This window comes from Bacillus sp. iso_77 (assembly GCF_056173625.1).
The window spans coordinates 332,377-347,787 of record NZ_CM149683.1 but is presented as its reverse complement, the minus strand read 5'-3'; the positions used below and the strand labels follow the sequence as shown (position 1 = coordinate 347,787).

Here is a 15,411-nt window from a genome sequence, read left to right as displayed (position 1 = left end):
GCTATAATCCATTTTAAATGTTCCATTAAAAGAAAACAAATTCCACTGTACGGAATAAAACCGATAGATGTTTTGATGGAGGAGATATCATGATCTACCTGCTCATTTTCACACTTCTTATTAGCTTATACATCGTTCATCAACTATTCCCTGCTCCCATTCTCTCCTATTTGGTTGGTCTGCTGGCGGCTGCTTCGCTCACCATTTCCTTTAAGAAGGCCAATGGGCTTTATTTGAAAACGGGTGCTATGTTTCTCTTGATTGGATTGGTGTTATTTTTCTGGTCAGAACAGCCTTTGCATACGCTTTTTCTTCATTTTCATTCCATGCTAGGCTTGCTTTCTTTATTTTTCATGTTGCCATTTATTCATTCTCTCATACATGTTGGACATTTCGATACTCAATTAAATAAACTGCTTACCTTACATACAACGAGTACAAATCAGCTTTATCGCAAGAGTTCTTTTGTCACTCATGTTCTTGGCATGTTTTTAAATATCGCAACGATTCCCTTATTATATACATCCTTGAAGCCGTCGCTGAACGCCCTTCAGGAACAAGTCAAACAGCACCTTTATACGCGCAATCTTTTAAGGTCATATGCGCTATGTCTTAGCTGGAGTCCTGTCGAAGTACTGGTGAGTGTCACCATTGATGCAACCAAATTGAAATATTATCAGATTGCACCCGTTACCTTTTGTTTAATGGTGCTTGTGCTGTTGACGGATTGGTTGCTGTTTTCTCGTCAAAGCAAACGATTGCCGCATATCATCCAGCCGGCAGAAGCTCACCCCAACCCTCATCGCATCAAGAGAAAAACCATTCAGCTTGCTTTCATGCTGCTCAGTTTTATGACAGTCGTTTCGCTTGTTGACGCCTGGATTGGGAAAGGTTATCTGTTCACTGTTGTGCTGACGATTATTCCTTTCGCTCTATTATTCTCGTCTATCATCAAAAAACGAAAACAATATGTAGCCGTCTCTATTCCCCATTGGAAAGAACGAACCCGCCAGCTCTCCAATTATATGTGTCTATTTTTAAGCGCGGGCTTCTTTGTCGATATGCTGCTTGTCACAAACAGCTTGCAGCCGATTCAAGCATTTATCGTCAGTATATCAGATCATGCCATTTGGGTTTATGGGGTCATCGGGCTGTATTTTCTCATCACCGCTCTTTGCGGTTTCCACCCGCTCGTTTCGCTTGCTCTCTTAGTGAGCTTGATGGCACCTGTCATTCATGAACTGCCTGCCCTTCCCATCGCAATCATGCTCATTATCGCTGGAACCTCAACGGTCATGTTTAGCCCATATAATGTATCTGTCTCCCTATTAGCCGATTTGATGAAGGTCAACCCTTACCGAATCACTCGATGGAATATCTGGTTTGCTGGTTTTTATATCAGCATGGGTATCGCATGTGCAACGATCATCACCGTCATCTTTTATTCATAGAAAAAGAGAACCCAATGAGTTCTCTTTCAAGTTTGTTGACAAGGGGCTAAAATGAATTTGATTTTAGCCCTTTGTCTTTTTTTCAGTGTGATAGAAAACCTTTGCAGCCCTAGGAAGGACGAGTACCGGCGCGGAGCGAATTTGACATTCGTGAGCACCGGCACGCAGGACTGACACCGAATGCGAGGGTTTGTCTACACGCTGAAAGAGAACCCAATGAGTTCTCTTTTTCTTACTCTCTATTATTTTAATTGAATCCGTTCAATCTTACCTACAATAAAGATATACGACAACGCTCCGCCTAATGCCACTAGGCTGACGAATAAAATACCGCCGTTGTAAGAGCCTGTCGCCGATACAATGAATCCGATGATCAGCGGGGTGATGATGCCGGATAAGTTAGCAAAAAAGTTGAATACGCCGCCAGCCAGCCCGACCATTTCTCTTGGTGCTACCTCAGACAGCATGGTCCAGGAGATATTAGACAGTCCTTGCGCAAAGGACGCGATGGATAAAATAGTCAGCACAAGCGGGATATTCGTTGTAAAATTCGCTAAAACAATGGTACTTGTCAGAAGCAGACCGACCACAACCGGCAGCTTTCTCGCTACATTGACCGATACACCCTTTTTAAGCAGCCAGTCAGACACATAGCCTCCAAACAGCACTCCAAAGAATGCAGCGATGTATGGCAGGGATGCCGCAAAACCCACTTTGAGAAAGGCCATATTTTTCGCCTCTGCTAAATAGGTCGGAAACCATGTTAAAAAGAAAAAGAGGGTAGACGCAACAGAAAATTGACCAATATAGAGTCCAATCAATTTACGATATTTTAAAAGTGCGGCAAAGTCTGCCCATTTCAGTTTCTCCTGTGATGCCACAGTCAGTCCTTCGCCTTGACGGATCAATTCTAACTCATCTTCATTGATCTTCGGATGCTCTTTTGGTTCGTGATAAAACTTGTACCAAAAGAAAGCAAATATAATACCGAGCGCACCAGCAGTGATAAAGACGGTTCTCCAATCGAAAGTTGTCATGATCCAAAAAAGAAGAGGTGTCGCAAATGCAAGCCCCACATACTCTCCAGCGGTATAAACCCCTGTTGCAAATGCGCGTTCCCGCCTTGGAAACCATGTGGTCACAATGCGATTATTCGCAGGAAATGCGGGAGATTCTGTAATTCCGATAAACAAACGGCAGCCAAATAAGAAGGCAAAGCTGTTCGCAAACGCCTGTAAACCGGTGAAAATAGACCAAGTAATGAGTGATATTCCATACGTTACCTTTGATCCAAACTTATCAAGAATAAAGCCGCCAGGGATCTGCATGGCTGTATAGGTCCAGCTAAATGCTGAAAAGATGAGGCCTAATAAGGCAGGGTTTAATTGCAATGAAGACTGAATCGCAGGTGCAACAATGGATACACTGGCTCGATCAATATAGTTAATAGCGGTAATAAAAAACAACAGAATCAAGATGCCGAAACGAGCTTTTGTTGGTTTCACATAAGCAGGCCGCAAGTCGTTCCCCTTCAGTTCTGAATGCACTTTCATAACCATCCTCCTTTGTTTCCGCAGCGTGCGGATCGGTTGAGTGTCTTAAATGACCCCTTTTTCTTCTAACTGTTTACACTCTTCTGCTGTGAAGCCAAGCATATTCGTTAAGATTTCATAATTATGTTCACCTAAATCAGGCGCAATATGGCGAATACGGCCGGGGGTTTTTTCAAACTTCGGAATGATTCCAGGCACCTTCACTTTTCCAAGACGTGGATGATGCACCTCGACAATATTTTCTCGTGCTTTAAATTGCGGATGCTCAAAGATATCCCGAATGCTTAGAATCGGACTCACAGGCACACCATGTGTATCTAGAATGTCTAGGACGTCATCTCTTGTTTTGGACGCAATCCACTGCGAGACGATCGCATCCATTTCATCGTTATGCTTCAGCCTGGCTGCATTCACAGAGAATTTCTCGTTCTGTAGTAAATCTAAGCGATTCATCGCCTCTGCCAATCGATTAAAGGTCGAATCTGTACTCGTCACAAGAACCAAATAATGCCCGTCCTTTGTCTCATAGGTGCCGGCAGGGCTTGAATGACCGCTTAACCCTGGTGAACGCTCACGCACCTTCCCTAGCTTGTCATATTCAGCAACCAAAAATTCTAACATGCGGAATACAGATTCATAGAGAGCCAAATCCACCATTTGCCCTGTTCCTTCTGGATGTGTGTCACGGTAATACATCGCTGTCACAGTGGCAAACGCCACATAGATTCCTGCGATATAATCCGTAAGGGAAAAGGACGGGCTGACTGGATGCCGATCTGGAAACCCTTGAATATATGTAAAGCCGCTAAATGCCGTCGCAGGTGTACCAAATCCCGCCTTGTCCTTAAATGGACCGGTTTGCCCATAACCCGAAACTCGAATCATAATTAAACGAGGGTTGATTTCTTTTAATACATCGTACCCAACGTCCCATTTTTCAAGTGTGCCCGGACGAAAATTTTCAATGATCACATCAACCTGCGCTGCAAGCTTTTTAAAAATGTCTTTTGCTTCTTCTTTGTGTAGATCGAGTGTAAGAGATTTCTTATTCCTTGAAAGCCCTGACCATCTCAAAGGTTCACCATCTGCAAAAGGGCCAACATGCCGCAGTGTATCCCCTTTTCCAGGAATCTCGACTTTAATGACCTCTGCACCGAAATCTCCTAGAAGCACCGCGCCGTATGGTGCAGCAATCATCGTTGAAACATCTAATATTTTGATTCCTTCAAGTGGTGTATTCTTATTCATTGCTTGACTCCCTTTCGTTCAATTGATAAAGGGCTAAAATGCTTTCTATTTTAGCCCCTTTTCTTCTTTCTCTCGTGCAAGGTTTCTTTAGTCCTTCGGCAGCTGCCCTTGCGGTGTATAGAGCCAAATCAGCCATAAAGGTTCGTCCCCTGTGTTCACATGCTGATGCGAGACACCGTCTGGAATAAACATAAAGTCATTTTGTTTAAATGATTGTCTTTCTCCATCGCAAATGACTTCGCCAGACCCTTTAATCACATAATCAAATTCCTCTGAACCCGGGTGATTGTGTACTGAGCTTGCTTCTCCCGGCTCAAAAATAGTGAGACCTGCCATCATATGCTCTGATCCAACGGTATCTGGTGTGATCGTTTGAAACACCTTCCGAATCATGTTCTCTTCTGGATGATCTAAACCTAACCATAATGGATGACCGTCTTGAAATGGATTTAACACTTTAATTTTCATTGTTGATTCCTCCCTAGTCATGTTTAGTTCACACTGACATGTGAACGTTTTGTATTTGGTGAATAAATATCATTAATGTTCCAATGTCCATCAGTAGGCACAGGATCATTTTTCATCGCTACATCAATGACACACGGTTCCTGAGAAGCGATCGCTTCCGCCAAAGCTTCTTTGAATTCAGAAGCCGCCGTAATTTTGATCCCCTTCATCCCATAACCTCTTGCAATGGCTGCAAAATCAGGCGAATAGCTTTCTCCATCTTTTCTAAAAACAGTGCCGTATGTCGTTTCATAGTGTGCCATTTGCAAGCCGGCGATCGTTCCAAACGCACTGTTGTTCATCACAATCCACACGACAGGAATGTTTTCTTCCATAGCTGTTGCGAGAACAGATGGATTTTGACCGAAGCCGCCGTCCCCAACAAGTGATACAACGACACGGTCAGGCTGGGCAATCTTTGCTCCAAGTGCAGCAGGAGCGCCAAATCCCATCGTCGCAAAACCACCTGGGGTTAAAATAGTGCCTGGGGTGAATACAGGAAATTGCTGTCCGACCCCATTTTTATTCCAGCCAACATCGGTTGTAATGAAGGCATCAGGCGGCAATACTTCCCGCACTTCCTGCAAAATACGTTGTGGTTTCATCGGGAAAGACTCGTCTTGAATATTCGTCAAATTGCTCTTCTGAAATTCCTCACGATATACCGCAATATCCTTTTTCAATTGAGGGCGATCCAGACCTTCTGGCAGCCTTTCTTTCGCCACACGATTGAGTACGGTCAGGGCCTGTTTGAGATCTGCTACCGCTCCAATTTCCACAGGATAATTTCGGCCAATTTCATTCGGATCAATGTCAATATGAATGAGCTTGGTTGATTGGAAATTGAACGTATACTCCGATTCCCACGAACTCGCATCTGCTTCAGCAAAACGGGTGCCTAAAGCCAATATATAGTCCGCTGCTTTACACTGATCATTGATAAATTTCGTCCCCCAAAATCCTGTCATCCCAAGGGTCATTGGATGATCATCTGGCATCGCCCCTTTCCCCATCAAAGAATGGGCAACAGGGATACTCAAATGGTCAGAAAATGCCTTTAACTCTTCTGCTGCATCGGCTAGTAAAATGCCTCCCCCTACATATAAAAGCGGTTTGTCTGCCTGCAGCAATCGATCTAATATCCGATTCGCTGTTTGATCATCAATTGATGGTTTTTCAACGGTGTGTGTATGATGAGCGATTTGTTCAAATAACGACACATCTAAGTCTTTTGAGAACACATCCATCGGAACTGAAATCAGGACTGGCCCAGGGCGGCCGCTTTCAGCTAACTGAAACGCTTTTGATAGAATTTCTGGAAATAATTCTGGAATGTCGACTCGCCATGCTCTTTTCACAAACGGGCGATAAATTTCGTATTGAGAAGCATCGGAATGAAGATTGATTTCTTGGTGTGGGTGCTTTCCGTAGTAATGACTTGGAACATCTCCTGCAATGACAACCATTGGAATGGAATCGAGTGCGGCATTCGCTACGCCTGTTGCCGCATTGGTGAGTCCAGGACCTAAGTGACTGAGCACAACAGCCGTCTGTTTTTTCGCTCGTGCATAACCGTCTGCTGCATGCGCAGCTATCTGTTCATGTCTGACATTCACAAATTGAATACGGCTTTTTTCTAGCGCTGATAAAAAAGCAATATTCGTATGACCGCACAGACCGAAGATATGCTCAACTCCTCGATTTTCTAAATACTGAATGACCTGTGTAGATATATTCTTCTTCATGTTTCTCTCCTCTCACGGTGCAGCTATGAATCTGCTACTCACTGATTCTTTGAAAACACAATCGATAGAACGGTATTCAAATCCTGTATCGCAACTTGTCCAGGTGCTGAGCTTTCTTTCCCTACAGCAAAGGTCATGATAGACCCAAAGAGTCCACCTACCATTCTTGTGAAGGCGCCATATTCCCCCATCGCCATCGAAATAACGGGGATGGACAGATGCTTGTTCGCCTTGCCCGTCGCAGAAAGCAGTGTCAATGCATCCTCATAGGAATGCGGCATGACGGCGATCTTTGCGATATCGGCGCCAACCGATTCTGCATGGGTGAATAGCTCCACGAGCCGATCCGCCGCAGGGGTACGCTGGAAATCGTGGTACGACACAATCAAGATGACCCCGTTTCTCTTAGCCGCCTGACTGACTTGCTGGATATGCGAGACATCATGCATTAATTCAAAATCAACGGCAGCCACAAGCTGAGTGGCACAAAGCTCAACAAGCAGGGAAACCTTTTCACCCTCTGAGAGTGAGATGCGTTCGCCGCCCTCTTTTTCAGAACGAATGGTGAATAAAAATGGGATGTTATCTGCCTTTTCGATCATCCCTTTTAGGGTGTCGATGACTTGTTCCTTGTCATTGAGGTGATTGAAAAAATCCGCTCGCCACTCTATCACATCAGGCTTTTTCTCAGCTAACACCTCAACTTCAAGAAACAATTCTTCCTTTGTTTGTCCAATGAGCGGCGTACAAATCATTGGCTGACCGCCTGTCTGCGCACTCTTTACCTTTTGCTGAAAGACATTCACAACCATCTGCCCCCTTTATAGCCCATTTGGCAGCACAACCATTTTGGTTTCGGTCATCTCCTCGATGGCGAAACGCGGGCCTTCCCTTCCAATACCACTTCGTTTAATCCCGCCATATGGCCAGTGATCTAGTCTGAAATTCGATGTCCCATTGATGACTACGCCGCCAGTTTCAAGCTCTTTTGCTGCGTGTAACGCAACATCTAGCTGATTCGTAAAGACACCTGCCTGCAAACCATATCGACTATCGTTTGCTTCTTTGATTGCCTCATCCAGCTCCTCATATGGGAGAATGCTGACAACTGGACCGAACACTTCTTCACAGACGACCTTGGCTTGTTTTGGCGGGTTTAGCAAAATAGCCGGTGTGATGCTTGCGCCATTTCGTTGTCCTCCAGATAGAAGCCCGGCACCCATTTTCTCTGCCTCTTGTATCCAAGCCTCCACACGTTTTGCTGCCTGTACATCAACCATACAGCCGATATCACTTTCACTAGACAGCGGATCTCCAACGACGAGCTGCTCTACTTTTTGTTTAAGTGTCTCAGTAAATGACGACATAATTTGCTTGTGAACATAAATTCTTTGAACAGAAATACAGCTTTGACCAGAGTTGCTAAAGCCCGTTTTGGCACAAAGAGATGCGGCTTGCTCGATATCTGCATCATGATGAACAATCGTCGCTCCATTTCCTCCGAGTTCCAGTAGTACCTTTTTTAATCCAGCAGAGTTTGAAATATGTTCTCCGCCCACCGCACCGCCAGTAAAAGAAACAAGATTGGTTCTTTCATCAGTGACTAACTGTCTGCCGGCGTCTACTCCTCCAATCACAAGCTGCAGGCTCTTTTCAGGAAACCCTGCTTCAAGCAGGAGCTTAACAAACGCTGTGGCAACAGCTGATGTTTGCGGTGCTGGTTTTAAAATAATGGCATTCCCTGCCGCAAAAGCTGGACCGATTTTGTGACAAATTAAGTTGAGAGGCGCATTAAAAGGCGTAATCGCCAGCACAACCCCAACCGGTACTTTAAATGTCATCGCCATTGCTCTCTGTCCACGGGAAGATACATTGCCAGGAATGGTCTCACCGATTAGTCGATTGGCTTCTTCGGCTGACTGCGCCAGCGTTTCAATTGATCGTGAGACTTCATCTCTTGTATTTTTAAGCGGTTTGCCTAATTCTAAAGAAATGAGTTTTGCAAAATGCTCTTTTTGTTCTTCCAATAAGGCAGCTGCCTTTGTTAGAAGCGTTGAGCGTTCTAATGCTGATATTGCCGCTAATTGTTTTTTAGCTTGCTGCGCAATAGAAAGCGCCTGTTCTATATCTTCTGAGGATGCAAGATAGGATGTACCGATCATTTCCCCAGAGTATGGATTGATAATGTCTTCTTTGACATGGTTTGCATCCAGCCATTCGCCGTTTATATATGACAACGCTTTCAATTCACTCAAATTCTCTCACCCTCCTTCAAGTGACGCGTCCCGACCCCCGCATAACGAACAAGTCTTTCTTCATTCGGACAAGGACCTTTCACTAGGGCACCTTTTGTCAGCTCTTCATATGCATGCGCCACGATGCCCATTCCTCTGGATAAGGAAAAGATGCCTTTTGCCGCTTCAGCTGGAATGTTTAATTCACATTGGATCGCAGCAGATACACCATCTATGTTCATCGTGATTTTTTTCCCTTTTAATTGTTCAAGTTCATGTCTAATCGCCTCAGCTAACCGTAAGTACGTTCCGCTGATATCACCTTGCTGCACATATGTTTGACTCAGCTCATACAGCCGTCTCACTCTCGGATCATCATCATGCAGCTGATGACCGATTCCCGGAATTTTTTCCTTGCGGGCTAACCACGTCTGACATACTTGCTTTGCAGCAGACTTGATATCCTCGTGTTCATCGTAGGCTGCTTTGGCTTCATATAACATACGCATCGCCTTTTCACCAGCTCCGCCATGAATATCACCTAATAGATTCACCCCTGTTGCAACAGAAGAATTAAACGAAATGCCGCACGTAACCGCCATTCTTGCCGCTGCAATAGACGGTGCTCTTGGCCCATGATCCGCACCTGCGACAAGAACACTTTCAAAAAGAGCTGCCTTCGAATCATCTAGTAATTCACCAACAAGCAGTAGATAAAGCATCTGTGGATACGATAATTGACCAATAAGCTCTTCAATTGGATAGCCCCGAAGTTCAATTGAATTTTTTTGAATATGACTAATCTCAGTCTCCCACCAAGCGCCTCCTTCTTTGTATATTTCCAGTGCACTTCGATTTTTCATTGTGTGAATCATTCCTTTAGCCACTTATTTGGAGATGAACGACTCCTTTTATTCCGTCTAGTGGAATTCAATTTCACTTTTTGGAATGTGTTTTCATTGTAAGCGCATTCGTTTTTATCGTCAATCATTTTTTCTGAAAATACTGTCTTTTGATGAGAAATTAAGTGAATCGAACTAATTATTTCACCACTTATTCTTCAATTTATCCTTTATTTAGTCAAACAGACTTATGTAGATCGTTCTACTAATTAATGAACCATTTTCGTTTCATTCTGTCAAATTCAGCTGAAATTTGACATAAAAAAACCTCTCCATCTTCTGGAGAGGTCACTTATTTTATTTCCACCAGTCATCAAACATAGAAGCTGGTACTTGACGTTTATGTTCTGATTGAACATAGCGTTTTTCAATCGCTTCTGCTGCTTGATCTGAAACTGGTTTTCCTTCTAAGTAATCATCAATTTCATTGTACGTAATACCAAGTTCTGTTTCATCCGTTTGCTGAGGTTTATCATCAAGCAGATCGGCTGTTGGTTTCTTTAAGTATAGACGCTCTGGTGCTTGCAGCGCTTCTAGTAGCGTCCGTCCTTGGCGTTTCGTCAGACCTGTAAGCGGAAGGACATCTGCACCGCCATCACCATACTTCGTGAAGAACCCAGTGACAGCTTCAGCTGCATGATCCGTTCCAATGACAAGTAAGCCTTCCTGTCCACCGACGGCATACTGTGCGATCATTCTCATGCGTGCTTTGACGTTCCCTTTATTAAAATCAGACAGCGCACCGCCTGTTTCCTTTTGATATTGTTCACTGAATGCCGTCACGGCAGGCGCGATATCATATTTCCAAGACTTGTCCGGCTGAATAAATGATAGAGCCAGCTGCGCATCGTCTTCATCTTGCTGCGTGCCATGCGGAAGGCGGACTGCAATAAAGACAGCATCCTCTTTTCCTTCTTGACGAAGCTCACTTACAGCGAGCTGAGCGAGACGGCCGGCAAGCGTTGAATCCTGTCCGCCGCTAATACCGAGAACGAATCCTTTTGCACCGGTCTTTTTCAAGTAAGCCTTTAGAAATCCAACCCGTTTTTCGATCTCCTGCTTTGGGTCAATTGAGGGCTGCACATGCAACTCTTGGCTGATTTTTTTCTGCAAACTCATACACTTTTCCTCCTAAGCATCCTCTACATGAAGAGAACAGGTTTTACTTCCATTTCAATTGATTTACCTACGATTTTAGCCACTTTATTATATCATGTTTTGAAAAAAGATATTTTTTAGACGTTCCCCTTTTTCATAAATGATCAAACATTCACAAACGAAATAGACCAAGTCTCTTTGACTGGTCTTTCCTTTTCAATCAATCTCCACCCGAATGGATGTACAGCTTGAGCCATTGCATTTTCCAATGTCGGCAGGACATGCAGACACCGCGACGATGAGGTCCATTTCTGCACGCAGACGAATGTAATCACCAGGGAGCGATTTTGGTAGCTCGACAGACAGTTTTCCTTTCTCATCAATGACTGTATTCATAAACGCATTAAAAGGATAATACATATCCTCCTTTGGAATCCCGAATGGCTCAAAAGCCGTTCTGAGATTATCGTAGCATGTATGCATGACCTCTAGGTGCGTACGCCCATATAAGAGCTGATACATTTCTTGCCGGCACGCAGGCATATATAAATCATGACATTCGACTGTATCTTCGATGACCGTAAACATTGGTTTATATAAATTAGAATAAAGCTGATCTCCCTTTTTCACCTTGGAAGAGAACAGGCTATCCATTGTAGCGCCTTGATCAAATTTTTCATAAAAATCCTTTTCATGATAGGCCATCACGTCTGCTACTTGCTGCCCTTCGACATCAACCACTCGCATACATTGTCCTTTTCCTAACCGAAAGCCAAATCCATCCTTTGGTAAAATCACGTATTCTCCGTTCATCACATGCACTCCTTTCCATGTTGACAGTATGCCCAAAACGTCCTCTTGATCATGTATAAAAAAAAGAGGCGGTCACAAGCTAATGCTATTGAATCAGAAAGGTGTTGCACACAAATTGAAAGAAGAACAATCTTTATCTTGGTGGCAGCTTTCTCTTATCGGAGTCGGCTGTACAATCGGCACTGGTTTCTTCCTTGGTTCCAGCATCGCCATTACAAAATCCGGTTATTCCGTCTGCATTTCATTTTTGCTTGCGGCAGTCGGCACATATCTCATCTTTAAACACCTGGCTGCGATGACAGCCGAGAACCCAGATAAGGGATCATTTTGTTCCTATGCCCGAAAAGCCTATGGGCGCTGGGCGGGTTTTAGTAATGGCTGGGTGTATTGGTTTTCAGAAATGCTGATCACAGGGAGTCAACTGACGGCGATTTCTCTTTTTACTCGTCACTGGTTTCCATCCATTCCACTTTGGGTATTTTCAGCGATTTATTCCGCTCTTGCCCTGCTTGTGATTATCATTGGGCTTTCTTCTTTTCAAAAGACGGAAAATGTTCTTGCCGTGCTGAAAACCGGGGCGATCCTATTGTTTGTCGTCCTTGCCGTTCTTGTTTTATGCGGCATTCTCACAGAGCATAGGCCCACCCTCCACCTGCCAAATAAAGACCATGAATGGATGCCGCTCGGCCCACTCGGTCTATGGAATGGGCTGATTTATGCGTTTTATGCTTTCGGGGGAATTGAAGTCATGGGGCTGATGGCGGTTCATTTAAAAGACCCGAAAGACGCCGCAAAATCTGGACGTGTGATGCTGATCATTCTTGCTGTCATTTATATCGTCTCCATCGGACTTGCGCTTTTGCTTGTGCCAGTGACAGCCTTTAACGAGAATAGCAGTCCATTTATTACATCACTGGAACCATTTCATTTATCGATTTTCCTTCATATCTTTAATGGCATTTTCATTATTGCCGGGTTTTCAACATTGGTTGCCTCGCTCTATGCGGTCACGACACTGCTTGGCACGATGTCGGAGCATCAGGATGCACCTGCTTGTTTTAAACAAAAAGAACCATCTCATGTCAGATGGTCTTCGATCTTGTTAACTGCTGCTGGATTGATTGTCTCGATTTTGCTGGCACTCTTTTTGTCCAAACACATATATGAGCATCTCACAACAGCAGCCGGTTTAACTCTTTTATACACATGGGTGTTTATTCTGCTTTCGAGCAAAAAGCTGTCAAAGCCATCCACTCGCCAAACGTGTGAAACGGTTCTTGCCCTGCTCTTAATTGGTGCGGCTGTTTCAGGCACTCTGACAGAGGCAAGCGGACGACCCGGCTTTTTTATAAGCATTGGGATCATCGCCGTGATTGGCATCATGGTACTCTTTATGAGAAAAAAGTGGAAACAGGATCAGGCCGCATCATAATTTCATCATGTTTTTTAAAGCAGTAAATGGGCATTTGGCGGAGGCTGGTTTCTCCGCCTCTTCATCTGGGAGAAAATATTGCTTCCATTCATGATTTGTTGGATCACCGTACCATTTTAACGATGGATGGACGTCAACTTGATCATATGCTTTGAGCCGCTTGCGAACGAGCTGGCTCATTTTTTGTCCAAACTTGGTCGATCCATTCAATTTTTCGAACACCCATCTGGGCTGAAATGCCATCATGACATATGGAAAGTGGCGGCTCTTTCTGAGCTTATGAGCTGGTGTTGAACACAGAATAAAATAAGCCTCGCCATGAAAACAGTACTCCCATTCATGGTGATGAGGGTCCAGTGGAATCTCCGCTGGCCATGGCACTTCATCTTTTTGATGTAACCGTTGAAGCAATGACCAGAACTGCTGCTCAAATTCTTCAATTGGGCTTTCCTTTAAATCCTGCGGAGTTTCAAAAAAGCAGATAAATGAAGCGTATTGACCAGTTTGTTTAGCGCAGCCTTGATATTCTTTTAGCAGCTCTGCTAACTCATTCACTGCCCCGTCTCCCCGCAGGTCACCGACAAATCCATAGCGTAAATGATCGAGAAAAAATCCTTGTCTGCCTGGTACACACGGAAATGTATCTGCCTCATCCCCTACCATCTCTCCAAACTGTGTGAAGGCATCCTGCTTCCATTCTTCGAGTGATCGTAGATTTTGATCAAGGCAACTTTTTGCATACAGCTGGGCCATTTTCTTCCACCTCGTTTTAGCGTCTTCTCCATAGCCTATGAGGAGGAAAAAGCTGTGGTGACTGTCCTTCAACGACTTTCACGGACATTCACAAGGTAGTTGATTTGCCAGATGAGGCAGGAATTCACTTCCATTTATCTAATCATGTATGAGTATGCTTCTGCATATCATCATTTAGCCGCCTCTATCTAATAGAGTTGGTCATTATAAAAGAAATGGGTGAATGACATGCGTCTTCTTTTTCTCCATCCGATGTATCTGATCTTATTTACACTACCAATGATGGCTTTCCTTTGGGGATTTGTTGGTTATCTGCTATTTAAACGGATATGGCCTGTCCTCATATTAACGTCCGTGATTTCGATGATTTTCATCTTCGCTTATACTGGATTTGACCTTAGCAATCTATATTGGGTCCTTCTGATGACGGCTTTTGCTTTTGTATCAAGCGGATTCTCGAAGGTCATACACGTTCATGTTCAAGAGAAAAAACGGGAAAAGCCTTTATGATTGTTTCTTCTTTAAAAAGGCGGAATCAAGCAGCCAATAAATGAAGGCCGCGCAAAAGCTAAATAGATAAACTTTGTAGCTAATAAAGACGACAACACCATAATCAATCCATAATGCGAGCGCCGTACAAACCACCCACGCCCCGATAAAATAAACCAATAAATCACGGCGTCGAAACTTCTCAGGATGACGGTGTAAAACCATTTGGATAGGTGTAGCAAATAGGACATAAGCGATCAAAATGAAAAGACTGGTGACCTCCACATAACTGAATCTGGATTCAGGTGGGGCAAACAACATGGTATAAACAAATGTCGCTGTGATCACAGACAAAATCAGCATACACACATAGTTGAATGCTGGCAGGAACATACGCATGGCAAAAACTCCTTCAATTTTATGTATCTCTTCCATCATTATTGAAGAGTGTCCTATTTCTGTCAAATATAAAAAAGGGCTAAAATGATTTAGATTTTAGCCCTTTTTCTTATCAACCTTTCTATCCAATGAGCGCCATGATTCCTTGATATCCAAAATAGGCACCGAAGCCAAGTAAAGAGAGACCTGCCAGAACGGATAAGCCGTGCAAAATTCGTTCATTTAAATACCGTCTAAACGTACTGGCAAGCAGCGCCATACAGAAATCCCATATGAGCATGCCGATAAAAATAGCCATGCTGTACATCAGCATTTGAGATGCTCCATACTTTTCAATCGTATTGGCCAAAATACTTCCATAAATTCCAAGCCAAAATAAAATACTAAGCGGATTGGAAAGAGAAATAAAAAATCCCGTCATGAACGAATGCCCGATCGACGTGTTTCCTCCATCCTTCTTTGGGCTTTCCTGCAAATTGATTTTACGAAGGCTTTCAATACCGGTATAGGTCAGAACGAAAAAGCCGAACAGCCACAAAAAGGTTTTCACAAGAGGTGCAGTCAAAAGCTGGGCGACACCAAAATAGATGAGGAGCATATAGACAATATCCGCAGCCATAGCCCCCACACCAAAAATCCAAGCGTGCCAAAATCCACTTTTAATTCCTCTGTCGATTTGGGCTGCATTGACTGGCCCAACAGGCGCTGAAAGTGACAACCCTAAAAAGATATAACCAAAAAACACCGCCACATAGACGTCCTCCTTTTGATGCTGACTTGTACATGT

General features: G+C 43.9%; 14 protein-coding genes. 2 read left to right on the top strand and 12 right to left on the bottom strand.

From position 1 onward, the window contains the following. Positions 1 to 89 precede the first annotated feature (89 nt). The gene (locus AC0VYC_RS01845; protein WP_475389276.1) at positions 90 to 1,451 is read left to right on the top strand and encodes a hypothetical protein; all 1,362 of its coding nucleotides are present in this window, start codon (positions 90 to 92) and stop codon (positions 1,449 to 1,451) included. A gap of 242 nt (positions 1,452 to 1,693) precedes the next feature. On the opposite strand, the gene AC0VYC_RS01840 is transcribed toward AC0VYC_RS01845, so the two are convergent. The 9 genes from AC0VYC_RS01840 to AC0VYC_RS01800 all read right to left on the bottom strand — a co-directional run bounded on the left by AC0VYC_RS01840 (position 1,694) and on the right by AC0VYC_RS01800 (position 11,551). Continuing rightward, on the bottom strand, positions 1,694 to 3,004 hold the full coding sequence (locus AC0VYC_RS01840) for an MFS transporter (RefSeq protein ID WP_268438513.1): 1,311 nt from the start codon (positions 3,002 to 3,004) through the stop codon (positions 1,694 to 1,696). Positions 3,005 to 3,049: 45 nt separating this feature from the next. Beyond that, positions 3,050 to 4,252, bottom strand: a complete 1,203-nt coding sequence (locus AC0VYC_RS01835) for a CaiB/BaiF CoA transferase family protein (protein ID WP_475389274.1) — start codon at positions 4,250 to 4,252, stop codon at positions 3,050 to 3,052. Positions 4,253 to 4,339: 87 nt separating this feature from the next. Next, on the bottom strand, positions 4,340 to 4,720 hold the full coding sequence (locus tag AC0VYC_RS01830; protein WP_024718975.1) for a cupin domain-containing protein: 381 nt from the start codon (positions 4,718 to 4,720) through the stop codon (positions 4,340 to 4,342). Between the two features lie 23 nt (positions 4,721 to 4,743). Next, positions 4,744 to 6,504 carry a thiamine pyrophosphate-binding protein gene (locus AC0VYC_RS01825; RefSeq protein WP_047945860.1) on the bottom strand — a complete coding sequence of 587 codons (1,761 nt, stop codon included), beginning with the start codon at positions 6,502 to 6,504 and terminating at the stop codon, positions 4,744 to 4,746. A 38-nt stretch (positions 6,505 to 6,542) separates the two neighbouring features. Beyond that, on the bottom strand, positions 6,543 to 7,316 hold the full coding sequence (aroD, locus tag AC0VYC_RS01820) for a type I 3-dehydroquinate dehydratase (RefSeq protein ID WP_426578980.1): 774 nt from the start codon (positions 7,314 to 7,316) through the stop codon (positions 6,543 to 6,545). Positions 7,317 to 7,325: 9 nt separating this feature from the next. Next, entirely contained in the window at positions 7,326 to 8,759 is a 1,434-nt protein-coding gene (locus AC0VYC_RS01815; protein ID WP_335350184.1) for an aldehyde dehydrogenase family protein, read from the bottom strand. Beyond that, the gene (locus AC0VYC_RS01810) at positions 8,756 to 9,613 is read right to left on the bottom strand and encodes a citryl-CoA lyase (protein WP_096880972.1); all 858 of its coding nucleotides are present in this window, start codon (positions 9,611 to 9,613) and stop codon (positions 8,756 to 8,758) included. Before AC0VYC_RS01810 ends, AC0VYC_RS01815 begins: the two co-directional genes overlap by 4 nt. Positions 9,614 to 9,937: 324 nt before the next feature. After that, on the bottom strand, positions 9,938 to 10,759 hold the full coding sequence (nadE, locus tag AC0VYC_RS01805) for an ammonia-dependent NAD(+) synthetase (protein ID WP_024718980.1): 822 nt from the start codon (positions 10,757 to 10,759) through the stop codon (positions 9,938 to 9,940). Positions 10,760 to 10,954: 195 nt separating this feature from the next. Beyond that, positions 10,955 to 11,551, bottom strand: a complete 597-nt coding sequence (locus AC0VYC_RS01800; protein ID WP_024718981.1) for a DUF1989 domain-containing protein — start codon at positions 11,549 to 11,551, stop codon at positions 10,955 to 10,957. 82 nt (positions 11,552 to 11,633) lie between these two features. On the opposite strand from AC0VYC_RS01800, the gene AC0VYC_RS01795 reads away from it, so the two are divergent. Further along, positions 11,634 to 12,983, top strand: a complete 1,350-nt coding sequence (locus tag AC0VYC_RS01795; protein ID WP_475389269.1) for an amino acid permease — start codon at positions 11,634 to 11,636, stop codon at positions 12,981 to 12,983. On the opposite strand, the gene AC0VYC_RS01790 is transcribed toward AC0VYC_RS01795, so the two are convergent. The 3 genes from AC0VYC_RS01790 to AC0VYC_RS01780 all read right to left on the bottom strand — a co-directional run bounded on the left by AC0VYC_RS01790 (position 12,978) and on the right by AC0VYC_RS01780 (position 15,375). Beyond that, a complete protein-coding gene (locus AC0VYC_RS01790) occupies positions 12,978 to 13,736 on the bottom strand; it encodes a YqcI/YcgG family protein (RefSeq protein WP_035703119.1) in 759 nt (252 codons plus the stop codon). The genes AC0VYC_RS01795 and AC0VYC_RS01790 overlap by 6 nt on opposite strands. A gap of 504 nt (positions 13,737 to 14,240) precedes the next feature. Continuing rightward, positions 14,241 to 14,624: a UPF0715 family protein gene (locus AC0VYC_RS01785; protein ID WP_138278070.1), complete on the bottom strand. Its 384-nt coding sequence runs from the start codon at positions 14,622 to 14,624 to the stop codon at positions 14,241 to 14,243. A gap of 121 nt (positions 14,625 to 14,745) precedes the next feature. Continuing rightward, entirely contained in the window at positions 14,746 to 15,375 is a 630-nt protein-coding gene (locus AC0VYC_RS01780; protein ID WP_081114636.1) for a LysE family translocator, read from the bottom strand. Positions 15,376 to 15,411: the final 36 nt, after the last annotated feature.